This window comes from Mycobacterium paraense, from assembly GCF_002101815.1.
GTDB lineage: Bacteria > Actinomycetota > Actinomycetes > Mycobacteriales > Mycobacteriaceae > Mycobacterium > Mycobacterium paraense.
Genome location: NZ_LQPM01000009.1, coordinates 58,091 through 80,501, shown reverse-complemented (window position 1 = coordinate 80,501; position 22,411 = coordinate 58,091). Strand labels below are relative to the sequence as shown.

At 70.4% G+C, this 22,411-nt stretch carries 22 protein-coding genes; 13 read left to right on the top strand and 9 right to left on the bottom strand.

The features are described 5' to 3' along the window. Window positions 1-22: 22 nt before the first annotated feature. From fgd to AWB89_RS08555, 3 genes are read left to right on the top strand one after another with little or no spacing between them, the layout of a single operon-like run. Window positions 23-1,033 (top strand): glucose-6-phosphate dehydrogenase (coenzyme-F420), encoded by a 1,011-nt coding sequence (fgd, locus tag AWB89_RS08565; RefSeq protein WP_085172839.1) that lies wholly within the window; start codon window positions 23-25, stop codon window positions 1,031-1,033. Further along, window positions 1,026-3,122 (top strand): phosphate acetyltransferase, encoded by a 2,097-nt coding sequence (gene pta, locus AWB89_RS08560; RefSeq protein ID WP_085172837.1) that lies wholly within the window; start codon window positions 1,026-1,028, stop codon window positions 3,120-3,122. The genes fgd and pta overlap by 8 nt, the downstream gene beginning before the upstream one ends. Continuing rightward, window positions 3,112-4,266 (top strand): acetate kinase, encoded by a 1,155-nt coding sequence (locus AWB89_RS08555; RefSeq protein WP_085092986.1) that lies wholly within the window; start codon window positions 3,112-3,114, stop codon window positions 4,264-4,266. The genes pta and AWB89_RS08555 overlap by 11 nt, the downstream gene beginning before the upstream one ends. Here AWB89_RS08555 and AWB89_RS08550 read toward each other — a convergent pair. Together AWB89_RS08550 and AWB89_RS08545 are read right to left on the bottom strand one after the other, a co-directional pair. After that, the gene (locus tag AWB89_RS08550) at window positions 4,255-5,433 is read right to left on the bottom strand and encodes a DUF1501 domain-containing protein (protein ID WP_085172835.1); all 1,179 of its coding nucleotides are present in this window, start codon (window positions 5,431-5,433) and stop codon (window positions 4,255-4,257) included. The two genes, AWB89_RS08555 and AWB89_RS08550, sit on opposite strands and share 12 nt — an antisense overlap. Window positions 5,434-5,444: 11 nt before the next feature. After that, window positions 5,445-6,773 (bottom strand): DUF1800 domain-containing protein, encoded by a 1,329-nt coding sequence (locus tag AWB89_RS08545; RefSeq protein ID WP_085172833.1) that lies wholly within the window; start codon window positions 6,771-6,773, stop codon window positions 5,445-5,447. Window positions 6,774-6,869: 96 nt separating this feature from the next. Between AWB89_RS08545 and AWB89_RS08540 the strand changes: the two genes are divergently transcribed. After that, window positions 6,870-7,709 carry an endonuclease domain-containing protein gene (locus AWB89_RS08540; protein WP_085172831.1) on the top strand — a complete coding sequence of 280 codons (840 nt, stop codon included), beginning with the start codon at window positions 6,870-6,872 and terminating at the stop codon, window positions 7,707-7,709. Window positions 7,710-7,822: 113 nt separating this feature from the next. Here the strand turns inward: AWB89_RS08540 and AWB89_RS08535 are convergent, their stop codons facing one another. Genes AWB89_RS08535 through glnX form a run of 3 tightly spaced genes read right to left on the bottom strand, consistent with a single transcriptional unit; the run spans window position 7,823 to window position 12,365 of the window. Next, window positions 7,823-10,087 (bottom strand): serine/threonine-protein kinase PknG, encoded by a 2,265-nt coding sequence (locus AWB89_RS08535; protein ID WP_085172829.1) that lies wholly within the window; start codon window positions 10,085-10,087, stop codon window positions 7,823-7,825. After that, window positions 10,087-11,046 carry a glutamate ABC transporter substrate-binding protein gene (locus AWB89_RS08530; RefSeq protein WP_085092976.1) on the bottom strand — a complete coding sequence of 320 codons (960 nt, stop codon included), beginning with the start codon at window positions 11,044-11,046 and terminating at the stop codon, window positions 10,087-10,089. The genes AWB89_RS08535 and AWB89_RS08530 overlap by 1 nt, the downstream gene beginning before the upstream one ends. Then, entirely contained in the window at window positions 11,046-12,365 is a 1,320-nt protein-coding gene (gene glnX, locus AWB89_RS08525) for a protein kinase G-activating protein GlnX (RefSeq protein ID WP_085092974.1), read from the bottom strand. Before glnX ends, AWB89_RS08530 begins: the two co-directional genes overlap by 1 nt. Window positions 12,366-12,499: 134 nt before the next feature. On the opposite strand from glnX, the gene AWB89_RS08520 reads away from it, so the two are divergent. Then, entirely contained in the window at window positions 12,500-13,141 is a 642-nt protein-coding gene (locus AWB89_RS08520; RefSeq protein ID WP_085172827.1) for an NUDIX hydrolase, read from the top strand. Here AWB89_RS08520 and thiE read toward each other — a convergent pair. Then, the gene (gene thiE, locus AWB89_RS08515) at window positions 13,113-13,784 is read right to left on the bottom strand and encodes a thiamine phosphate synthase (RefSeq protein ID WP_085172825.1); all 672 of its coding nucleotides are present in this window, start codon (window positions 13,782-13,784) and stop codon (window positions 13,113-13,115) included. The two genes, AWB89_RS08520 and thiE, sit on opposite strands and share 29 nt — an antisense overlap. A 129-nt stretch (window positions 13,785-13,913) precedes the next feature. Between thiE and thiO the strand changes: the two genes are divergently transcribed. Genes thiO through AWB89_RS08495 form a run of 4 tightly spaced genes read left to right on the top strand, consistent with a single transcriptional unit; the run spans window position 13,914 to window position 16,642 of the window. Continuing rightward, on the top strand, window positions 13,914-14,921 hold the full coding sequence (thiO, locus tag AWB89_RS08510) for a glycine oxidase ThiO (RefSeq protein ID WP_085093128.1): 1,008 nt from the start codon (window positions 13,914-13,916) through the stop codon (window positions 14,919-14,921). Beyond that, a complete protein-coding gene (gene thiS / locus AWB89_RS08505; RefSeq protein WP_085092968.1) occupies window positions 14,918-15,115 on the top strand; it encodes a sulfur carrier protein ThiS in 198 nt (65 codons plus the stop codon). Before thiO ends, thiS begins: the two co-directional genes overlap by 4 nt. A 7-nt stretch (window positions 15,116-15,122) precedes the next feature. Continuing rightward, window positions 15,123-15,878: a thiazole synthase gene (thiG, locus tag AWB89_RS08500; protein WP_085092966.1), complete on the top strand. Its 756-nt coding sequence runs from the start codon at window positions 15,123-15,125 to the stop codon at window positions 15,876-15,878. Then, on the top strand, window positions 15,875-16,642 hold the full coding sequence (locus AWB89_RS08495) for an SGNH/GDSL hydrolase family protein (protein WP_085172823.1): 768 nt from the start codon (window positions 15,875-15,877) through the stop codon (window positions 16,640-16,642). The genes thiG and AWB89_RS08495 overlap by 4 nt, the downstream gene beginning before the upstream one ends. A 4-nt stretch (window positions 16,643-16,646) precedes the next feature. Here the strand turns inward: AWB89_RS08495 and AWB89_RS08490 are convergent, their stop codons facing one another. The 3 genes from AWB89_RS08490 to AWB89_RS08480 all read right to left on the bottom strand — a co-directional run bounded on the left by AWB89_RS08490 (window position 16,647) and on the right by AWB89_RS08480 (window position 18,322). Continuing rightward, on the bottom strand, window positions 16,647-17,171 hold the full coding sequence (locus AWB89_RS08490; protein ID WP_085172942.1) for a serine/threonine protein kinase: 525 nt from the start codon (window positions 17,169-17,171) through the stop codon (window positions 16,647-16,649). Between the two features lie 11 nt (window positions 17,172-17,182). After that, on the bottom strand, window positions 17,183-17,707 hold the full coding sequence (locus AWB89_RS08485) for a serine/threonine protein kinase (protein WP_085172939.1): 525 nt from the start codon (window positions 17,705-17,707) through the stop codon (window positions 17,183-17,185). A 90-nt stretch (window positions 17,708-17,797) separates the two neighbouring features. Next, a complete protein-coding gene (locus tag AWB89_RS08480; protein WP_085172821.1) occupies window positions 17,798-18,322 on the bottom strand; it encodes a serine/threonine protein kinase in 525 nt (174 codons plus the stop codon). A gap of 314 nt (window positions 18,323-18,636) precedes the next feature. Between AWB89_RS08480 and AWB89_RS08475 the strand changes: the two genes are divergently transcribed. From AWB89_RS08475 to AWB89_RS08460, 4 genes are read left to right on the top strand one after another with little or no spacing between them, the layout of a single operon-like run. Further along, window positions 18,637-18,966: a CD225/dispanin family protein gene (locus AWB89_RS08475; protein WP_085172819.1), complete on the top strand. Its 330-nt coding sequence runs from the start codon at window positions 18,637-18,639 to the stop codon at window positions 18,964-18,966. A 12-nt stretch (window positions 18,967-18,978) separates the two neighbouring features. Next, complete coding sequence (locus AWB89_RS08470; protein WP_085172817.1) at window positions 18,979-19,404, top strand: DUF2752 domain-containing protein; 426 nt, start codon at window positions 18,979-18,981, stop codon at window positions 19,402-19,404. 11 nt (window positions 19,405-19,415) lie between these two features. Then, window positions 19,416-20,915, top strand: a complete 1,500-nt coding sequence (locus AWB89_RS08465) for a M28 family metallopeptidase (RefSeq protein WP_085172937.1) — start codon at window positions 19,416-19,418, stop codon at window positions 20,913-20,915. After that, a complete protein-coding gene (locus AWB89_RS08460; protein WP_142282487.1) occupies window positions 20,912-22,384 on the top strand; it encodes a M28 family peptidase in 1,473 nt (490 codons plus the stop codon). The genes AWB89_RS08465 and AWB89_RS08460 overlap by 4 nt, the downstream gene beginning before the upstream one ends. The last annotated feature ends 27 nt before the right edge of the window (window positions 22,385-22,411 follow it).

Genomic DNA, 22,411 nt, shown 5'->3' with positions numbered 1-22,411 from the left:
GATGGAGGAGTAGAAATAACGGGTGGCTGAACTGAAACTCGGATACAAAGCGTCCGCTGAACAATTCGCACCGCGCGAGCTCGTCGAACTAGCTGTCGCCGCCGAAGGTCACGGCATGGACAGCGCAACCGTCAGTGACCACTTCCAGCCGTGGCGGCACGAGGGCGGGCACGCCCCGTTCTCGCTGGCCTGGATGACCGCCGTCGGCGAACGCACCAAGCGCATCATTCTGGGCACCTCTGTGCTCACGCCGACCTTCCGCTACAACCCGGCCGTCATCGCGCAGGCCTTCGCCACCATGGCCTGCCTCTACCCGAACCGGATCTTCCTCGGCGTCGGCACCGGTGAGGCGCTGAACGAGATCGCCACCGGCTACGAGGGCGACTGGCCGGAGTTCAAGGAGCGGTTCGCCCGGCTGCGCGAGTCGGTGCGGTTGATGCGCGAGCTGTGGCGCGGCGACCGCGTCGACTTCGACGGCGACTACTACCGCCTCAAGGGCGCCTCCATCTACGACGTGCCCGAGGGCGGCGTGCCGATCTACGTCGCCGCCGGCGGCCCGGCGGTGGCCAAGTACGCCGGACGCGCCGGTGACGGGTTCATCTGCACCTCCGGCAAGGGCGAGGAGCTGTACAAGGACAAGCTCATCCCCGCCGTCAAGGAGGGGGCCGCGGCCGCCGATCGCAACGTCGACGACATCGACAAGATGATCGAGATCAAGATCTCCTACGACCCCGACCCCGAGCTGGCGCTGGAGAACACCCGGTTCTGGGCGCCGCTGTCGCTGACCGCCGAGCAGAAGCACAGCATCGACGACCCGATCGAGATGGAGAAGGCCGCCGACGCGCTGCCGATCGAGCAGGTCGCCAAGCGGTGGATCGTGGCGTCGGATCCCGACGAGGCGGTCGCCAAGGTCAAGGAGTACGTCGACTGGGGCCTTAACCACCTGGTGTTCCACGCGCCGGGCCACGACCAGCGCCGGTTCCTGGAGCTCTTCGAAAAGGACCTGGCGCCCAGGCTGCGGCGACTTGGCTGAACCACCCTCCGCGATCTACATTGCCGCTCCCGAGCCGGAGACCGGCAAGTCGACGATCGCGCTGGGTCTGCTGCACCGGCTGAGCGCCACGGTCGCCAGGGTCGGCGTGTTCCGCCCGATCACCCGGGCCCCCGACGGCAAGGGCCGCGACTACATCCTGGAACTGCTGCTGGAGCACACCACCGCGGGCATGTCCTACGAGCAGTGCGTGGGCGTGACCTACCAGCAGCTGCATGCCGACACCGACGCGGCGATCGCCGGCATCGTCGACTCGTATCACGCGATGGCGCAGGGCTGCGACGCGGTGGTGATCGTCGGCAGCGACTACACCGACGTCGCAAGGCCCGCCGAGCTGTCGGTCAACGCGCGCATCGCGGCCAACCTGGGCGCGCCGGTGCTGCTCACCGTGAGCGGCAAGGGCCGTACCGCCGCGGAGGTGGCCGGCGTCGTGGAGGTGTGCCTGGCGGAGCTGAACGCCCAGCACGCCCACACCGCGGCCGTGGTGGCCAACCGCTGCGATCCGGCGGAGCTGGCGGACGTGCAAAAAAAGGTGGGTGAGGCGTTGCGGCCGTCCTCGCTACGCAGCTACGTGCTGCCCGAGGAGCCGCTGCTGTCGGCGCCGACGGTCGCCGAGCTGGAGGCGGCCGTGGGCGGCACGCCGGTCAGCGGTGAGGCGTCGCTGCGGGAACGCGAGGTGATGGCCGTGCTGGTCGCCGGCATGACCGCCGACCACGTGCTGGAACGGCTGGGCGACGGCATGGCGGTCATCACCCCCGGCGACCGCTCCGACGTGGTGCTCGCCGTCGCCAGCGCCCATGCGGCGGAAGGGTTTCCGTCGCTGTCGTGCCTGGTGCTCAATGGCGGGTTCGAGTTGCATCCCTCGATCGCGGCCCTGGTGAGCGGCCTGCGGCTGCGCCTGCCCATCATCGCCACCACGTTGGGCACCTACGACACCGCCAGCGCGGCCGCCTCGGCGCGCGGCCGGGTCACCGCGATGTCGCAGCGCAAGATCGACACCGCGCTCGAGCTGATGGACCGCCACGTCGACATCGCGGATCTCCTGACGCAGCTTGCCATTTCGATCCCGGCCGTGGTCACCCCGCAGATGTTCACCTACCAGCTGCGGCTGCGCGCCCGCGCGGATCGCAGGCACATCGTTCTTCCCGAGGGCGACGACGACCGCATCCTCCGCTCGGCCGGCCGCCTGCTGCAGCGCGGTGTCGCCGACCTGACCATCCTGGGCGACGAGGCCCAGATCCGGCTCCGCTCGTCGGAGCTCGGCGTGAACCTGGACGGCGCGACGGTGATCGACCCGCTGAGCAGCGAGCTGCGGGAGAAGTTCGCCGAACAGTACGCCGAGCTGCGCAAGGCCAAGGGGATCACCGTCGAGCACGCCCGCGAGATCATGCGCGACGGCACGTATTTCGGCACCATGCTGGTCCACAACGGCGCCGTCGACGGCATGGTCTCGGGCGCCGCCCACACCACGGCGCACACCGTTCGGCCGGCCTTCGAGGTCATCAAGACCGTGCCCGACGTGTCCACCGTCTCCAGCGTGTTCTTCATGTGCCTGCCGGACCGGGTGCTGGTCTACGGCGACTGCGCGATCATCCCCAATCCGACGTCCGAGCAGCTCGCCGACATCGCGATCAGCTCCGCGCGCACCGCCGCGCACTTCGGCATCGAGCCGCGGGTGGCCATGCTGTCCTACTCGACCGGTGATTCCGGGGCCGGCGCCGACGTCGAAAAGGTCAGGACCGCAACGGAGTTGGTGCGGCGACGCGATCCGCAGCTACTGGTCGAGGGCCCCATTCAGTACGACGCCGCCATCGACCCGTCCGTCGCGGCCACCAAGCTGCGCGATTCGTCGGTGGCCGGGCGCGCCACGGTGCTGATCTTCCCCGACCTCAACACCGGCAACAACACCTACAAAGCGGTGCAGCGCAGCGCCGGGGCCATCGCGATCGGCCCGGTGCTGCAGGGGCTGCGCAAGCCGGTCAACGACCTGTCCCGCGGCGCGACGGTCGAGGACATCGTGAACACCGTGGCAATCACCGCGATCCAGGCGCAGGGCAGCCATGGCCGATAACCGCCTGGTGCTGGTGATCAACTCCGGCTCGTCGTCGCTGAAGTTCCAACTCGTCGAGCCGGATTCGGGCGAGGCGCGGGCGTCCGGGCACATCGAGCGGATCGGGGAGGACGCGTCGTCGGTGCCCGATCACGACGCGGCGCTGCACCGCGCGTTCGACGAATTGTCGCGCGACGGCATCGACCTGCGGAACTGTGGGCTCGTGGCGGTCGGGCACCGGGTGGTGCACGGCGGCAACGAGTTCTATCGCCCGACGGTGATGGACGACGCGCGGATCGCCGCCCTCGAGAAGCTGTCCGAGTTGGCGCCGCTGCACAATCCGCCCGCGCTCAAGGGCATCGAGGTGGCGCGCAAGCTGCTGCCCGACGTGCCCCACGTGGCGGTGTTCGACACGGCGTTCTTCCACGACATGCCGCCCGCAGCGGCGACCTACGCGATCGACCGTCAGATCGCCGAGCGCTGGCAGATCCGCCGCTACGGATTTCACGGCACGTCGCACCGTTACGTCAGCGAGCAGGCGGCGGCCTTCCTGGACCGGCCGGTCGGCGGCCTGAAACAGATTGTGCTGCACCTGGGTAACGGTTCCTCGGCGTCCGCGATCGCCGGCACCCGGCCGATCGACACCTCCATGGGCCTGACGCCGCTGGAGGGCCTGGTCATGGGCACCCGCAGCGGTGACATCGACCCCAGCATCGTCAGCTACCTGTGGCACCGGGCGGACATGGCCGTCGACGACGTCGAGGCCATGCTCAACGAACGGTCCGGGGTGCTGGGCCTGTCCGGCGAGCGCGATTTCCGAAGGCTGCGCGAGATGATCGAATCCGGCGACGGCGCAGCGCAACTGGCCTACAGCGTGTTCATTCACCGGCTGCGCAAGTACATCGGCGCCTACCTGGCGGTGCTGGGGCACACCGACGTCATCACCTTCACCGCCGGGATCGGCGAGAACGATCCGGCGGTGCGCCGCGACGCGGTCGCCGGCCTGGAGGAGCTGGGCATCGTGCTCGACCAGCGGCGCAACCTCAGCGGGGGCCGGGGCGCGCGGCAGATATCCGCCGACGGGTCGCCGATCGTGGTGCTGGTGATCCCGACCAACGAGGAGCTGGCCATCGCCCGCGACTGCGTCAGCGCGCTAAGCGGTTAGGAAGCCCAGCTCGTTTCGCCCCGGCCCGACCGACGGGGTCGGATCGGCGCCCACGGTTCGCGTCAGCACCTCGTGGTAGACATCGCGAAAGTCGGTGGTGTACTTCAGGTCTCCGTTGTCCAGGTCGGTGAGGCTGGGCTCCTCGCCGTAGAAGCCGCCCTTCACGTGCGTGCCCGCGACGAAGACGGGGCCGGCGGTGCCGTGGTCGGTGCCTTGCGAGGCGTTGGCGTGCACCCGGCGGCCGAACTCCGAGTACGCCATCACGACCACGTTCGAACCGGCCACCTGCCGCAGGAACGCGGTGACCGCCTGGTCGAACGTCTGGAGCAGGCGTTGCTGCGTATTGCGTTCGCCGGCGTGGGTGTCGAAACCGCCCAGTTGCACCGTGTAGACCCGCGTCGGCACCCGGGCCTTCACCGCCTCGGCCACCGCGCCCAGCTGCGTTGCCAGCGGATTATCCTGGCGGCCCGGCGGTTTCACCGAATCGAACGTCTTGCCGACGGTCTGCGCGGCTCGATAGGCCTTGCACACCGCGGCCATCGCCGGGGTGTCGTCGGGGTCGTCGGCGCCGAGCGCCCCCATGATCGCGTCGATGCCGTCCCCGGCCGCGGGCTGCGCGGGGGAAAGCGCCGCCGCGGTCTGTTTTTCGCCGACGGCCAGCGGCGGCAGGACGGGCCCGATGTTGACCGCGCGCAACGGGTCGTCGCCGGTGGCGTCGAGCCAGCGGCCGATCCAGCCGGTCGAGACGGGCTCGGCCGGCGACGCCGTCTGCCAGATGTCCATGGACCGGAAGTGGCTGTGGTCGGGCTTGGGATAGCCGACGCCGCGGACGATGGCGAGTTGGCGCTGGTTCCACAGGCCCGCCAGGCCCTTCATCGCGGGGTTGAGCCCCAGCCGCTCGTCGAGGTGGAGCACCTCACCCGGCGCGTAGGCGAGGTCGGGCCGAGCGTCGTGATAGGCGTTGTCGCCGTAGGGGATCAGCGTGTTGATGCCGTCGTTGCCGCCGTAGAGCGTGGCGAGCACCAGCACCCCCGCGCCGGCGGGCAGCGGGCGGTCGCGCGCCGCGCGCATCAGGTCGGGCCATTCGACCGCCACCGCCGACATCAGGCCGGCCGCGCCGAAGCCGGCGCTGGCGATCAGGAATCTGCGGCGGTTGATCTCGGGCATCGGCTATCCAGTCAGGAGGTCAGGTATTCGGGAGTGTTGACGGCGGCGGCGAGCAGCTGCGGCGGCCTGCGCACCAGGGGCTGTAGCGCGTCGGCGGTCCGGTCCGACCACGCCCCGACCCCGATCAGGTAGCCGACCGCGTCGATGCGGTCGTCCGGGGCGGCGCTCTCGACGCCGGACAGGTCGCCGGCCTGCGCCAGCCGCGTCGCGGCGCGAAGCCTGGTCTGCGCGCTCGCGGTGGACAGCCACACCTGGCCGCGCGGCCAGCCGCCGACGCTCGGCGGGTAGAACGGCCGTTGCCCCAGCCCGCGCAGCGTCGCGTCGACGAGCTTGCGGTGCGCCGGGTCGGCAGCCGGCACGCGCAGCGCGCGCAGCACGCCGACGAGCCATTCGACCGGGGTATTGACCCTGCTTGTCGGCCGGAGCCCGCCTCCATTGGTGAATTCGTCGTCGGTGAGGATCGCCCGGGTCAGCGCGCGCAGGTCGCGTCGCGGGCCGTACGCGGCGACCAGGCGGCCGAGCGCCGGCGCAGACGGCGGGTCGTCCGAGGCCAATTGCTGCCACAGGCGTCCCGCGACATACTCCGCGGACTTGGGCTGGCTCAGCACGGCGTCGCAGAAGCCGGCGGCGTCGAAGTTCTGAGCCCGGCCGAACAGCGTCTTGGCGCTCGGGTCATGGCGTTTCGGCGACATCGCCGTCTGGCCGCCTGCGCCGATCTCCCATCCCGTCAGGGCCCGCGCGCCGGCGCGCACGTCGTCCTCGGTGTAGCCGTTGCCGTGGCCGAGCGCGAACAGCTCCATGAACTCGCGCGCGAGGTTCTCGTTGGGCGCCTTGGCCGTATTGGTCTGACCGTCCAGCCAGCGCAACATCGCGGCGTCGGTCAGCATCGCGTAGGCCAGCGTGCGGAAGTCGCCCAGCGACCCGGCGCGCAGCTTCTGGTTCTGCGCGGCCATGTACGCCGCCACCTGCACCTTCTGCGCCGAGGTGGCGAAGTGGTTGTGCCACAACAGGGTCAACTTCTCGTGGATCGGCTGGCCGACGCTGACCATGCGGGTCAGCCACCAGTCGAACAGCACGCGCTGCTGCTCGGACAGCTGACCGTTGTATTGCTTGCGGGCCGCCGGTGTCGCGCCCTTGCCGGGTGCGCGCGGCACCTCCAGGGAGGGCATCGGGGTGGCGATCGCACCCGGGTCGGCGTCGGGGTTGGCGCCCAGCATGGCGTCGACGTGGCTCGGCCAGTCCCGGGCCAGGGCCGCGTCGACCTCGGGCCCGGTCACCCCGAACCCGGCGCGACGCAGCCCGCGGGCGGTGCTGATCCACCGCGTCGACTCCCCCGGCATGGGATAACTGTGCGGCACGAACCTATGTTTTGGCTATGCGTGCGCCTGTGGATGGATGTCCGCGCGGCCCGCGGCCGCTGTGCAACTCTGCGGCGCATGAGCGAACCGTTTATCGGCAGCGAGGCATTGGCCAGCGGCGCGCTGAGCCGGTATCACCTGCGCTCCGGCTACCGCGCGGTGTTTCCGAACGTCTACCTGGCCAGGGAGGTCGAGCTCTCGCTTGAGCAGCGCATCTTCTCGGCCTGGCTGTGGTCGCGACGGAAGGCGACGATCGTCGGCGCGGCCGCCGCGGCCTTACACGGCTCCAGGTGGATTCCCGACGACGTCCCGGTTGAACTCAATCACGCCAACACCCGCCCGCCGCGCGGCGTGCTTACGCGGCGTGACGCGCTGCTCGAGGGCGAGACACAGACCATGAACGGGCGCACCGTGACCACGCCCGAGCGCACGGCCTTCGACATCGGCCGGCGCGGCGCCATCCGCTCGGCGGTCGTGCGGCTCGACGCGCTCGCGCGGGCAACGGGTTTCAAGCCCGTCGACGTGCTGCGCATCGCGAAGTGCCACCCCCATTCGCCCGGGCTGCGGCGGCTGCAGGCCGCGCTGGACCTCGTCGACCCCGGGTCTCAGTCGCCGCGGGAGAGCTACCTGCGGCTGCTGCTGATCGACGGGGGCTTGCCCCGGCCCCAGACGCAGATCCCGGTGCTCGCCGACGACGGCATTCCCTTCGCTTACCTCGATATGGGCTGGGAGGAACAGTTGGTCGCGGTCGAATACGACGGCGATCACCATCGGACCGACCGACGCCAATTCGCCAAAGACATTCGGCGGCAGGAGGTGCTGGAGCGGATGGGCTGGATCGTCATCCGGGTCGTCGCGGAGGACCGCCCCGCCGGCATCCTGCACCGCGTCCGCGAAGCGCTCGCGGATCGAGTGTGAGCGTAGGGCTTTTCAGTGTGAGCCCATGGCGAGGTTTGTCGGCGTGTCGCCGCCTAGGATTCACACTCGCGGCGGGGGCGGCAGCGGCGAGGCCGCAGGGGCCGCCGCAGACCCTAGAAGGTGCTCGTCGGTCGCACCTTGTTCGCCATGTCCACCAGCGTGTAGCGGTGCCGCTGCGTGGGCGCGACGCGGGCCAGGCTGCGCAGCGACGCCTCGACGCCCAGCCGCAGGCCATGCTCAGTGAAGGGGAAACCGAGGATGTGGTTGGTGCTGGCCTCGTTGTCCTGCAGCCAGTCCATCGCGCCGCCGAGCACCAGGGCGCGGATCTGCAGCACGCGCGGTTCGGTCGGCGGCAGCGCCTCCACGCGTCGGGCCGCGTCGCGGATCTGCTCCTCGGTGATCTCGCTGGCCGACCGGCCGGACATCAGGGTCACCGCGCTGGTCAGCCGCGCGGTGGTGAAATGCCTTGAGGTGGGCGGCACTTCGTCCAGGGTGCTCACCGCGGCCTCCCGGTCGCCCTCGGCCGACAGCGACCTGGCGAGCCCGAAAGCCGCGGAGATCACGCCGTCGTTGGTCTTCCACACGGTTTGGTAGAACTTGTGGTCGTCGGTGTTGCCGGCGAGCTCGGCCGTGGCGGCCAGCGCGAGCTTGGGGCCGAGCTCGCCGGGGAAGGTGTCCAGCACCTCAGTGAAATGCTTTGTGGCGGAGTCGTAGTCGCCGGTCAGCAGCTCGGCCACGGCCCGGTACCAGACCAACCGCCACCGCCAGCCGACGCGCTCGGCCAGGTCGTCGAGCTTGCGGGTGGCCTTGGCCACGTCGCCGAGGTCCAGCAGCGCGCGGACCTCCATCAGCGGCAGCTCGATCGACTCGGCCACCTCGATGCCGTCGGCGTCCAGCGAGCCGTGCCGGGCCGCGCGCAGCGAGTCCAGCGTCTGCACCGGCTGGGACAGCACCGTCGCCTGCAGCACGGGCGCGGCGACGTCCGTCGGGTCGACCAGCGGCACCGGCAGCGCGGTCACGATCTCCCGGGCGGTCAGCTTCTCCGAGTGCACCTGCCCGTCCAGGTACACGTCGGTGTGCGCGACGAGCAGGTCCACCCCGAACGTCGAGCGGCTGGGCGAAAAGACCGTCGACAGGCCGGGTCTCGGTATCCCGGTGTCCTGGGCGACCACCTCGCGCAGCACGCCCATCAACTGGGCGGACATCTCGTCGGCGGTGGAGAACCGGCGCCGCGGGTCCGGGTCGGTGGCGCGCCGCAGCAGCCGGCCGAACGAGTCGTAGTTCTTCAGCACCGGATCGTCGTCCGGCAGGCCGTCCACGTAGCGGCCGTTGCGGGTGCGCAGGTTCAGCGTGAGCGCCGCCAGCGTGCGGCCCACCGTGTAGATGTCGGTGGCGATCGTCGGGCCGGTCCGCACGATCTCCGGCGCCTGGAAACCCGGTGTGCCATAAAGGTATCCGAACGAATTGATCCGCGACACCGCGCCCAGGTCGATGAGCTTGAGCTGCTCCTCGGTGAGCATGATGTTCTCCGGCTTCAGGTCGTTGTAGACCAGGCCGATGGAATGCAGATAGGTCAGCGCGGGCAGGATCTCCAGCAGGTAGGCGATCGCCTCGGCGACGGGCAGCTTCTCGGATTTGCTCTCCTTGAGCGCCCGCTTGAGCGACTGCCCGCCGATGTACTCCATGACGATGTAGCCGACGGGGGCGCCGTGGGCGTCCTTGTGCTCGACGAAGTTGAAGATCTGCACGATCTGCGGGTGGACCACCTCCGCGAGGAACTGGCGCTCGGCCATGGCGATGGCCTGCGCCTCCGCGTCGCCGGAATGCACCAGGCCCTTGAGCACCACCGGGCGTTCGTTGACGTTGTGGTCGAGCGCCAGATACACCCAGCCCAGTCCGCCGTGCGCGATGCAGCCCTTGACCTCGTACTGCCCGGCGACTACGTCCCCCGGATTCAATTGCGGCAGAAAGGAATACGGGCTGCCGCAGGACGGGCACCAGCCTTCCGACTCGCCCTTGCCCTCGTCGCCGGAGCGGCCGACCGGCTTGCCGCAGTTCCAGCAGAAGCGCTTGGACTCCGGCACCACCGGGTTGGTCATCAGGGCCTCGAGCGGATCGATGTCCCGCACCCGCGGTATCTCGACCAGGCCACCGCCCAGCTGCCGCGTCGGCGGCAGCACCCGGGTGGCCACCGTCATCCGTTCCGGCGCGTCGGTGTCGATCCCGGGGATGAGGAAGTCGTCGTCATCGTCGTCGAAGTCGGGCCGGAACAGCGCCTGGGTGGCCTGGATGCGCCCCGTCACCGGACCGCCCTGCGTGTCCGGGGATGCGGCGCCGTCGTCGGCGCCGGGCTGCTCGGTGTGATCCAGCTCGGCCATCAGTCGACGTACCTCGGCGTGGGCGGGGCGGGCGCGGGACCGAGCACCGTCAACCACTTGCGGTACAACGTGTTCCACGTGCCGTCCCGGCGGATGCGTTCCAGCGTGCCGTTGACGAACCGGACCAGCCCGGTGTTGTTCAGGTTGATGCCGATGCCGTAGGGCTGGGTGGCCATGTTCGGCCCCACGATGTGCAGGTAGGGGTCCTCCTCCACCAGCCCGGCCAGGATCGAGTCATCGGTGCTGACGGCGTCGATCTCCCGCTGCTGCATGGCCACCAGGCAGTCGGCCCAGTTCACCACCGACACGACCACCGGCGGCGGGTCGATCTGCTGGATCCGGTGCAGCGACGTGGTGCCCCGGGCCACGCAGACGCGCTTGCCGGACAGGTCGCCCACCTTGGCGATCGGCGAGTCCCGCGGCGCCAGGATGCGCTGGTTGGCGTCGAGGTACACGGTGGAGAAGTTGACCAGCTTGCGCCGGTCGCAGGTGATGGTCATGGTCTTGACCACGACGTCGACCTCCGAGCGCTGCAGCGCGGTGACGCGCTCGTCGGCCGACAGGATCCGGTACTCGACGTGCGAGGGGGCGCCGAAGATGTCGCGCGCGATCTCGCCGGCGATGTCGACGTCGAAGCCGGTGATCTCACCGGTGATCGGGTCGCGGAAGCTGAACAGGTTGCTGCCGATGTCGAGCCCGACGATCAGCCTGCCGCGGGCGCGGATGTCGGCGACGGCGGCGTCGGCCTCGGCCTTCGTGGGGAAGGGCCGCAGGCTGGCGGTCGCGTTGCAGCCCTGGCTGGGGTCGTCGGGTGGCACCGGCGGCTGTGGCGGCAGCTGCTCCATGCCGACCGGCGTGGGCGGCGGCAGCGTCGGCACGGTGGCCACGGTCAGCGTTTCGGTGTGGCCGCAGCCGGCCAGCACGACCGCGGCGGCCAGCGCGCCCAGGTAGCGCCTCATCACCGGTATTCCTTCAGCCGCGGCCACAGCCCCAGCGCGACGGCGATCGCGGCGCCGAGGGACAGCACGACGCCGCCCACCTGGGCGCCGGACAGCCCGCTGCGCGCGTTGAGCACGTCGTTGCGCAGGTGGGTGCGGCTCTGGTCCATGGCCTTGCCCAGCTCGTCCTCGAGCTTGTCGAACGCCGGGGTGGAGTCGTCCTCGCCGCTGCCCAGCGCGACCTGGGTGGCCGCCCGGTAGTTGCCCACCGAGATGTAGGAGTTGATCCGGTCGTTGGCCTGCCGCCAGCGCAGCAGCAGCTGGTCGGCGCCCTGCAGGTCGGGCTTGTCGACGGCGTCGCTGCGCGACAGGTACTGGTCGAGCTGGGAGTGCATGGAGTCGATGCGATCGTAGAACGACTGCTTGCGCATCTCTTCGTCACCGCGGCGGATCAGCGACAGCGTCTCGTCGGCCCGCGCCTGCTGCGCGGTGATGGCGACGTTGGTGACCGTCCGTAGCGACTCCGCGGCGGTGTCCTTGGCGCTACGACTCGCAGTCGTGGAGATGGTTAGCGCGGTCCCGACCCATACCACCATGACGAGGATACCGAGGGCGCCCACCACCAGCCCGGGGTTGATCCGGCGCCGGGTGCGCCGCGCCAGCCAGCGATGCGAGAACGCGCCGAACACCACCGTGCTGGCGACGACGAGGATCACCGGGGCCGGGAAGTGCGTGGACGCGGTGGTTTCGCTGTCCACCCGCTCCGACGTCGCCTGGTACAGCTGCGCGGCGTCCGGCAGGATCCTCGACTGCATCAGCCCGGAGGCCTCCGACAGGTACGACGACCCGACCGGGTTGCCCTCCCGGTTGTTGGTCCGCGCGATTTCGATCAGCCCCGTGTAGACCGCCAACTCGGCGTTGAGCCTGCCCAGCAACTGCACCAGCGGTTCGTCGGTCAGCCCGCTCGACGCCCGGGTCACGGCCACCGCGGCGTCCGTGATGGCCTGCTCGTAGCGCAGCCGGACCGGCCGCGGCTCGGCCTGCGCGATGAACGCCGTGGCCGCCGCCGCGTCGGCCACCGACAGCGTGGTGTACAGGCGTCCGGCCGCGAACGACAGCGGCTCGGTGTGGTTGAGCACCGTCGACAGCACCTGCTGGCGGTGGTTGATCGTGGTCGAGGTGGCGAAGGCGCTGGAGACGCCGAGGGCGGCGAGCACGATCCCGATGGTCAGGATCCGCCCCGGCGTGGTGGAGATGAACCACCACCGGGGGTGGGCCGGTTCGGCCGGCGACCGCGACCCCTTCGGCTCGGTCGACGGGTGCGCCAGCTCAACCGTCACGTCTGCTCAGCCCTCATCTTTCGGCCCCAAGTTTCGCCGCACGAACCCGAATAAGCGAATTCTAAGAGCATGTTCGTCCGGATGGGGGGAGGCGACCCGATTGACCGGGCGGATCGCCTGCATATCCTGATCTCGTGCACGGCGACGGTGACGGATGGGTGGTATCCGACAGCGGCGCTCATTACTGGGGCCGCTACGGCGCGGCCGGCCTCTTGTTGCGCGCCCCCGCGCCCGACGGCACGCCCGCGGTGCTGCTGCAGCACCGCGCGATCTGGAGCCACCAGGGCGGCACGTGGGGTTTGCCCGGCGGCGCCCGGGACAGCCACGAGACCCCGGAGCAAACCGCCGTCCGCGAGGCGCACGAGGAGGCCGGGCTGCTGGCCGACCTGGTCTGCGTCCGGGCGACGGTCGTCACCGCCGAGGTGTCGGGCCCCGGCGGCACCAGCTGGAGCTACACCACCGTCGTCGCCGACGCGGCCGAGTTGCTGCAGACCGTTCCCAACCGGGAAAGCGCCGAGATGCGCTGGGTCGCCGAGAGCGAGGTTGCCGACCTGCCGCTGCATCCCGGTTTCGCGGCGAGCTGGCAGCGGCTGCGGACCGCGCCGGCGCTGGTGCACCTGGACCACGACGACGAACGGCGCAAGTACCTGCCGCGCACGCTCGAGATCGAGGCCGGCGTGTTCGTGTGGTGCATGCCGGGCCCGCTACTTCAGGCCGACCAGGAGCCGTCGCAGCTGAGCCGGCGGATCAGCTCGCTGCTGCCAGCGCCGAACTGAGCCGTTCGGCGGCGGCCCGCGGGTCGGCGGCCGCGGTGATGGCCCGCACCACCACGACTCGCCGGGCGCCGGCGGCGAGCACGTCGGGCAGCCGCTCCGGGTCGATTCCGCCGATCGCGAACCACGGCTTGTCCGTGCCGAGCGCGGCGGCCACCCGCACCAATTCCAGGCCCGGCGCGCGGCGACCCGGTTTCGTCGGGGTGGGCCAGCACGGCCCGACGCAGAAGTAATCGGCCCCGGACACGGCCGCCGACGCGGCCTGGTCGGGGTCGTGGCTGGACAGGCCGATCACCGTGTCCGGCCCGACGATCTCGCGCGCCACGCCCAGCGGCAGGTCGCCCTGGCCCAGGTGCAGCACGTCGGCGCCGGCCGCGCGGGCGACGTCGGCGCGGTCGTTGACCGCGAACAGGGCGCCGTGCCGGCGGGCCGCGTCCGCGAGGATCTCGCAGGCGGCCAGCTCGTCGCGCGCCTCGAGCGGCCCGAACCGCTGTTCACCGGCCGACCCCTTGTCGCGCAGCTGCACGATGTCCACCCCGCCGGCCAGGGCGGCGTCGACGAACTCGGCGAGGTCGCCCAGCTCGCGGCGGGCGTCGGTACACAGGTACAGCCTCGCCGCGGCGAGACGGGAAGCCGGTTGGTGCACAGCGCGACGGTATCGCGCTAGCGTGGACTGCGAAGAGCACGGGAGTCCCAAGGATCGCGGACTGAGAGTGGGCGCGCCTGCCCTTACCGTCACACCTGATCCGGGTCATGCCGGCGAAGGGAGCAGCAGATGCCACAGTCACTCGCCGTGGTGGGCGGCGGGGTCATCGGGCTGTCGGTGGCGCGCCGCGCCGCGCAGGCCGGCTGGTCCGTGCGGGTGCATCGCACCGGCGACGCGGGCGCGTCCTGGGTCGCGGGCGGCATGCTCGCCCCGCACAGCGAGGGCTGGCCGGGCGAGGAGCGGCTCCTGCGGCTGGGCCTGGAATCGCTGCGGCTGTGGCGCGAGGGCGGCTATCTGGACGGGCTGCCGCCGGGGGTGGTCACCGCCCGCGAGTCGCTGGTGGTGGCCGTCGACCGCGCCGACGTCGCGGACCTGCGCACCGTCGCCGACTGGCTGTCCGAACAGGGGCACCCGGTGGTCTGGGAGTCGGCCGCGCGGGACGTGGAACCCCTGCTGGCCCAGGGCATCCGGCACGGCTTCCGGGCGCCGACCGAGCTGGCCGTGGACAACCGCGCGGTGCTCGACGCGCTGGGCGCGGCCTGCGAGCGCCTGGGGGTGCGCTGGGCGGGGCCGGTGGACGACCTCGCCGGGGTGGAGGCCGACGCGGTGGTGATCGCCAACGGCATCGACGCGCCCACGCTGTGGCCCGGCCTGCCGGTGCGGCCGGTGAAGGGCGAGGTGCTGCGGCTGCGCTGGCGCAAGGGGTGTATGCCGTTGCTGCAGAGGGTGATACGTGCCCGGGTGCACGGGCGCCAGGTGTACCTGGTGCCGCGCCCGGACGGGGTGGTCGTCGGCGCCACCCAGTACGAGCACGGGCGCGACACGGCGCCGGTGGTGTCCGGGGTGCGCGACCTGCTCGACGACGCGTGCGCGGTGCTGCCGGCGCTGGGGGAGTACGAGCTTGCCGAGTGCGCCGCCGGGCTGCGCCCGATGACACCCGACAACCTGCCCATCGTGCAGCGGCTGGACGCGCGAACCCTGGTCGCCGCCGGCCACGGCCGCTCCGGGTTTCTGCTGGCGCCGTGGACCGCCGAACAGATTGTCGCCGAACTGGTCCCGGTCGGAGCCCCCTCATGATCGTCACGGTCAACGAGCAGCAGGTCGAGGTCGACGAGCGGACCACCGTCGCGGCGCTGCTCGAGTCGCTGGGCTTCCCCGACCGGGGCATCGCGGTCGCGATGGATCTGGCGGTGCTGCCGCGTTCGCGGTGGGCGACAACACTATTCGACGGTGCCCGACTCGAGGTGGTGACGGCGGTGCAAGGTGGCTAGTCCCGATATGGAAGCCAAACTGACGATCGCCGATCGCAGCTTCGCCTCGCGGCTGATCATGGGCACCGGGGGAGCGACGAACCTGGCGGTGCTCGAGGAGGCGCTGATCGCGTCGGGCACGGAGCTGACGACCGTCGCGATCCGGCGGGTGGACGCCGAGGGCGGAACCGGGTTGCTGGACCTGCTCAACCGGCTGGGCATCACGCCGCTGCCCAACACGGCGGGGTGCCGCGGCGCCGCCGAGGCGGTGCTCACCGCGCAGCTGGCCCGCGAGGCGCTGAACACCAATTGGGTCAAGCTCGAGGTGATCGCCGACGAACGCACGCTGCTGCCCGACGCGGTCGAGTTGGTGCGGGCCGCAGAGCAATTGGTCGACGACGGGTTCGTCGTCCTGCCCTATACCAACGACGACCCGGCGCTGGCGCGTCGCCTGGAGGACGTCGGCTGCGCGGCGGTGATGCCGCTGGGCGCCCCGATCGGCACCGGCCTGGGCATCACCAACCCGCACAACATCGAGATGATCGTCGCCCGTGCCGGCGTCCCGGTGGTGCTCGACGCGGGCATCGGCACCGCCAGCGATGCGGCACTGGCGATGGAATTGGGTTGCGACGCGGTGCTTTTGGCGACCGCGGTCACCCGCGCCGCCGATCCGCCGGCCATGGCCGCGGCGATGGCCGCCGCCGTCACCGCCGGCCATCTGGCGCGGCGGGCCGGGCGGATCCCGAAGCGGTTCTGGGCGCAGGCCTCCAGCCCCGAACGATGAAGCGCTATGTCGCGCTGGGCAGTTCGATGGCCGCCGGCCCCGGCATCCGGCCCCGCGCCACGGGCGCGCCGCGGTGGTCGGGCCGATCCGCCCGAAATTACGCGCACCTGGTCGCCGAGCGGCTGAATCTCGATCTGGTCGACGTCACCTTTTCCGGCGCGACCACCGCGCACGTGCTCACCGAACGCCAGCACGGCCGGCCGCCGCAGGTCGCCGCGCTGGACGGCTCGGAGAGCCTGGTGACGGTGACCATCGGCGGCAACGACGTCGGCTACGTGCCGCTGTTGATGGCCGCCGCGCTGCCGCGCCCGGTCCGCGGGGTGCCGCTGCTGGGCGGGCTCATTTCCGAACTGCTGGACCGTGACACGCGCGATCGGGCGCTCGCCGACGTGTTCGATTCGTTGTGCGCGGTCGGCACGGCGCTGCGCCGGGGCGCCCCGCGCGCCCGGGTGTTGTTCGTCGATTACCTGACGATCCTGCCGCCCGCGGGTGCGCCCGCGCCGCCCCTGCCGCAAGCCGATGCCGACCTGGGCCGCCACGTCGCCGCGACGCTCGAACGCGCCACCGCCGACGCCGCCGCCGCGACCGGATGCGAGATCGTCCGCGCCGCCGACGCCAGCCGGCCGCACCACGCGTGGTCGCCCGAGCCGTGGACCACGACGCCCGCGCGATTCGGTGTGCCGCTACCGGGCCGGCCGGCCCCGCTGCACCCCAACGGCGCCGGGATGCGCGCGGTCGCGGATCTGGTTGCCGCGCAACTGTAGAGCGTCAGCCGTTGGCCTGCCACCATTTGTACAGCGCGCCGATGTCACCGTTGCGCCCGACGATCTGGCCCACCAGGTTCTTGCTGTCGGTGGTCCAGGTGACCACCGCGAGGTTCTGGCTGGTTTCGCACGCGAGCTTCCCGCCGGCCTGGCCGTTCTGGCTCCACGTCCCGGGCGATTGGGTCATGTCGCCCCCGCACCCGGTCATGGTTCCGCCCTTGACGGCGTTGGCGAACGTGGCGGCCGCGTCGCCGCTCGAGGAGAAGAGGCCGTATTGCCCGCTGGCGGGCCCGCTGGAGTCGGGGCTTTCCCCGCATTGCAGCTCGGCGATCTCACCCTTTTCGGTGATGGCTTGCGGTTTGCAATTGTTGAGGCCGTAGCCCTTCGACAGCGACGCGGCCAGGGTGTTGATATCGGCCGTGCTGCCGGTGCTCGGGTCCGCGGACGCGGTAGCGGCGCCCGCGACGGCGAAACTCGCGGTGAGCGCCGCGGCCGTCGCGGCGCGCAGGGCGGTGGTGAGGCGAGACATCATCCGACCCCCTAGCCGTTCGTCCGCCACCACTGATAGAGCGCGTTGACATCGGTGTTGGACGCCCGGATGTGGCTCAGCACGTTTTTGGCGTCGGTGGTCCAGGTGATGACCGCGGCGTTCTTGTAGGTGCCGCACGCCACCTGCCCCGCCGTCGCGCCCGAGCTGCCCTGGTGCCAGGTGCCGGGCGACTGGCCGTTGTCACCGCACGGGCTCAGCGACACACCGTTGATGCCGGAGGTGAACGCGGCGGCCAGATCGCTGCCGTTGCCGAACAGTTGGTAGACGCCGGCGGCCGGTCCGTTGGAGTCGGGGTTCTGCCCGCAATCGAGTTCGGCCAGAACGGGACCCGACAGTGGCGCCGTCTGACAAGTGTTGAGGCCGTAGCCCTTGGACAGCGCGCCGGCCAGGGTGTTGATGTCGGCCGAGCTACCGGTGCCGGGGTCCGCGGTCGCCGTGACCGCACCGACCAGGGCGGAAGCGCCCATGAGCGCCGAGGCCGTCGCGGCTCGCAGCGCGTTGGTGAGAGGGGACATTCTGAACTCCTTCATTGTGGGGGAAAATCAAGGAACCCGAGCGCCTTTCGGGCCGTGCAGATGAAATACGTTGCGGCCCAATGGTTGATGTCAGCCGTTCGCGCGCCACCACTGGTAGAGCGCGGCGACGTCGGAGTTGGACCCGCGGATGAGGCTGAGCACGTTTTTGGAATCCGTGGTCCAGATGACCTCGGCGGCATTCTGGTAGGTGCCGCACGCGACGGATCCCGAGTTGGCGTTGTTGCTGCCTTGGTGCCAGGTCGTGGGCGATTGGCCGGTGTCCCCGCAGGCGGTCAATACGTCGTCCTTGATGCTGGTCTTGAACGAGCCGTTCAGGCTGTCGGCGTTGTTGAGGAGCATGTACCTCGCCTGGACGGGGCCGCTGGGGTCGGGGTTTTGTCCGCAGGTGAGCACCGCCAGCTCGCCGGCGTCGATGTTTCCGGGAGTGCAGTTGTTGAGGCCGTAGCCCTTGGACAGCGATCCGGCCAGCGTGTTGATGTCCGCCGGGTTACCGGTGTTGGGGTCCGCGACCGCGACGGTGGCACCGGCCAACGCGAAACCGCCCGCGAGCGCTGCGGCCGCCGCGGCTCGCAGCGCCTTGCTCGGATGAGGCATCTTTGGCTCCTAATGGTTGCGTCGCTGCCCGGAAACAATGCTTCCGCTAAAGGGATCGTAGGGCTATGTCCTGTCTATGCAACACATTCCGCAGGAAATTATCTGTTTGGGAATCTATTTATCCGCGCCCGGTCGGCCCTCCGCGCGCGGCAAAGCGCTTCACGGCCAGCCTATTTCGCGGCTTCCCGCTACATTTCCGCCGTTCGGGCGACGTGCGCAAATAACGAATTTCGCCGAGAGGGTGCCGTCCCCGCGCCGCTCGGGTATGGTAAGCACCGCTTCACGCCGGTTAACTCCTCGCGACTGGAGAATCCATGACACAGCCACCACCGCCCCCGGGATACCCGCCGCAGCAGCCCGTTGGGCAAGCGCCGAATAACTACTTGGTGTGGGCGATTTTGGCGACGATATTCTGCTTTCCCATCACCGGGATCGTGGCGATCGTGAAAGCCGCCCAAGTCAACGGAATGTGGGCGCAGGGTTTGCACGCGGAGGCGCAGGCGGCCGCCGCCAGCGCACGCAAGTGGGTCATCTGGTCGGTCATCATCTGGGTCGTCTGGGTCGTCATCGCGATCATCTACACGGTGGCCGTCGGTATGAACGCGGACAACACCAGCGCGGCCATGATTTCCGCGATGTTCTAAGCGGGGACGCTCGTGGTAACGCGCCAACGGCCGGTGCGGTTCGCCCTGGGGGCGCCGCTCCTGGTGGCCGCGTCCACGACGTTGGTGTGCGCGGCCACCTGGGTGGGTGATCCCACCACGCCGGGTGGGCCGGTGCCGGTGTGTCCCACCAAGGCCCTGCTGGGCATCGACTGCCCGGGGTGCGGCAGCGCACGGATGTTGTATTCGCTGATGCACGGCGACGTGGCGGCGGCGGCCCGGTTCAACGCGCTGGGCCTGGTGGCGCTGGTGCTGCTGGTATGGGCGTATGGGGCGTGGACCTACGGTCGGGTGACGGGCCGGCGCGTCAAGGGGTGGCAGCACCAGCGCTGGGCGGCGATGGTGACGCTGCTGCTGGTGGCGGTTTGGTTTGTGGTGCGCAACATTCCTTTTGCGCCATTCACCGCGCTGTATGTCTAACCTTGGGCGCGATGGTAAAAAAATCGCGAACGATCCCGGCGGTGCTCGGCGCCGTCGCCCTGGCCGCATCCCTGGCCGGATGCTCGAACCGCTGCGCCGGCTCGGAGCAGCCTAGCGCCAACCCGGCCGCGGCCTCGTTCGCGACCGCACTGCACGACAAGGTCACGGCCGACGGGATGTTGGCGCACCTGTCGAAACTCCAGGACATCGCCAACGCCAACAACGGCACCCGCGCCGTGGGCACCCCCGGCTACGAAGCCAGCGTCGACTATGTGGTGAACACGTTGCGCAACAGCGGTTTCGACGTGCAGACCCCCGAGTTCTCGGCCCGGGTGTTCCACGGCGACAAGCCGGCGCTGACGGTCGGCGGCGCGGCGGTCGAGGCGCGCCCGCTGGAGTTCAGCCTCGGCACCCCGCCCGACGGGGTGAGCGGGCCACTGGTGCCGGTGCCGCAGGGAGACGACCCGGGCTGCAAGCCGTCGGACTTCGATGGGCTGCGGGTGCAGGGCGCGGTGGTGCTGGTGGACCGCGGCACCTGCCCGTTCGCCCAGAAGGAGAACGCCGCGGCGCAGCGCGGCGCCGTCGCGATGATCGTCGTCGACAACGTCGACGAGCAGCAGATGGGCGGCACCCTCGGGGCCGACACCGACGTGAAGATCCCGGTGCTGAGCGTCACCAAGTCCATCGGGATGCAGCTGCGCGCGCAGCCGGGACCGACCACGATCAAGCTCAACGCGAGCGTGCAAACCTTCAAGGCCCGCAACGTGATCGCGCAGACCAAGACCGGCTCGCCCACCGACGTCGTGATGGCCGGTGCCCACCTGGACAGCGTGCCCGAGGGCCCGGGCATCAACGACAACGGATCCGGCGTGGCCGCGGTCCTGGAAACCGCGGTGCAGCTGGGGAATTCGCCGCAGGTGCACAACGCGGTGCGGTTCGGCTTCTGGGGCGCCGAGGAACTCGGGCTGATCGGCTCGCGCAACTACGTGGAGTCGCTGAACCTCGACGCGCTCAAAGGCATTGCGCTGTATTTGAACTTCGACATGCTCGCGTCGCCCAACCCCGGTTACTTCACCTATGACGGGGACCAGTCGCTGCCGATGGACGCGCGCGGCCAGCCGGTGGTGCCGGAGGGCTCGGCCGGCATCGAGCGCACGCTGGTCGCCTACCTCAAATCGGCCGGCAAGACCGCGCAGGACACCTCGTTCGACGGCCGTTCGGACTACGACGGATTCACCCTCGCCGGCATCCCGGCGGGCGGGCTGTTCTCGGGCGCGGAGGTGAAGAAATCCGCCGAGCAGGCCAAGCTGTGGGGCGGGGAAGCCGACCAACCGTTCGACCCCAACTATCACCAGAAAACCGACACCCTCGATCACATCGACCGCACCTCGCTGGGCATCAACGGCGCCGGCGTGGCCTACGCGGTGGGCTTCTACGCGCAGGACCTCAGCGGCCGCAACGGGGTTCCGGTCCTGGCGGATCGCACGCGCCACGTGCTCGCCAAGCCATGATGCGCCCGCTGGCCTCGGCGCTGATCGTGCTCGCGCTCGTGGCGGGATGCTCGTCGCCGCGCCCCGCACCGCCGTCGGCCGCGCCGGATTTGGCCCGGGTACTGGCCCAGCGGGTCACCGCGGACCGGCTGGTCACCCACCTGCGCGCGCTGCAGAACGTCGCCAACGCCAACCGCGGAAACCGCGCGGACGGCACGCCGGGCTACGACGCCAGCGTCGAGTATGTGGCGAAGGCGTTGCGGGACAGGGGTTTCAACGTATCAACACCGCAGTTCGACCGGCTCTTCAACGTTTCGCCCGGTAAGCCCGCGCTCACGGTGGCCGGCCGCACCTATCAGGTCGACCAGGCGTCGCTGCTGGTTCGCACGCCCCCGGGCGGGCTCACCGGGCCGCCGGTGCACCCGGCGCGACCCTCGGGCTGCGCCGTCGGCGATTACCCGGCCGCGGTGCCCAAGGGGGCGATCGCCGTCGTCGACGACTCAGGTTGCTCGGTGGTCGACAAGCAGAACGCCGCGCTGGCCAAGGGCGCGGCGGCGTTGGTGGTGCTCAGCGCGCCCAGCGGCGGCCAGGGGGCTCCGCCCGGCCTCTTCGCGCCCGGTTATTTCAAGCAGCTGACCGTGCCGGTCGCCGTCGTTGGCGCTTACGGCGCCCCGGCGCTCGCGCGTGAGACCGCGCCGATACGCCTGGTGCTGGACGCCGAGAACATCAAGATCACCTCGCGAAACGTGCTGGCGCAGACCGAAACCGGCTCGCCGCACGAGGCGATCGTGGTCGGCGCGCATCTCGACGGCCCGCGCGACGGACCGGGCATCAACGACAACGCGACCGGCGTGGCCGCCGTGTTGGAGACGGCGCTGCAGCTGGGCCCTTTGGCCCCGGTGAACAACGCGGTGCGGTTCGTGTTCTGGGGAGCCGACGAGGACGGGCTCAACGGCGTCACCGACTACGTGTTCGGCATGGATGCCAACCAACTCAACGACATCGCGATGTACCTGGACTTCACCATGCTCGGATCGCCGAACGCCGGCTACTTCACCGACGACGGCGACCAGTCCGGTCCGCCCACGCCAGGAATCTCCTTCGGCGACGTGCCCGAGGGTTCCGCCGGCATCGAGCGCACGCTGGGCGGCTATCTGAACCTGGCCGGCAAGCGGCCCGCCGACATGCCGCTGGGCACCAGGACCGACTACCACCCCTTCATGATCGCGGGCGTGCCGGTCGGCGGCATGACTACCGGCGCCTCGCAGCCGAAAACCACCGTGCAAGCGCGACTGTGGGGCGGCCAGGCGGGCGTCCCGTTCGACCCCAACTTCCAAAGCCCCCGCGACACCGTCGATGCCGTCAACCGGGATGCTTTGGCGATCATGGGTTCTGGTGTCGGCTTCGCGGTGGGCACCTACGCGGAGTCGATCGGCGGTGTGAACGGCGTGCCGCCGCACGACAAGCGGCACCGCACGCGAATGCCCTAGCGGTGTCGGGGCTCTTTTTTCGGCGTT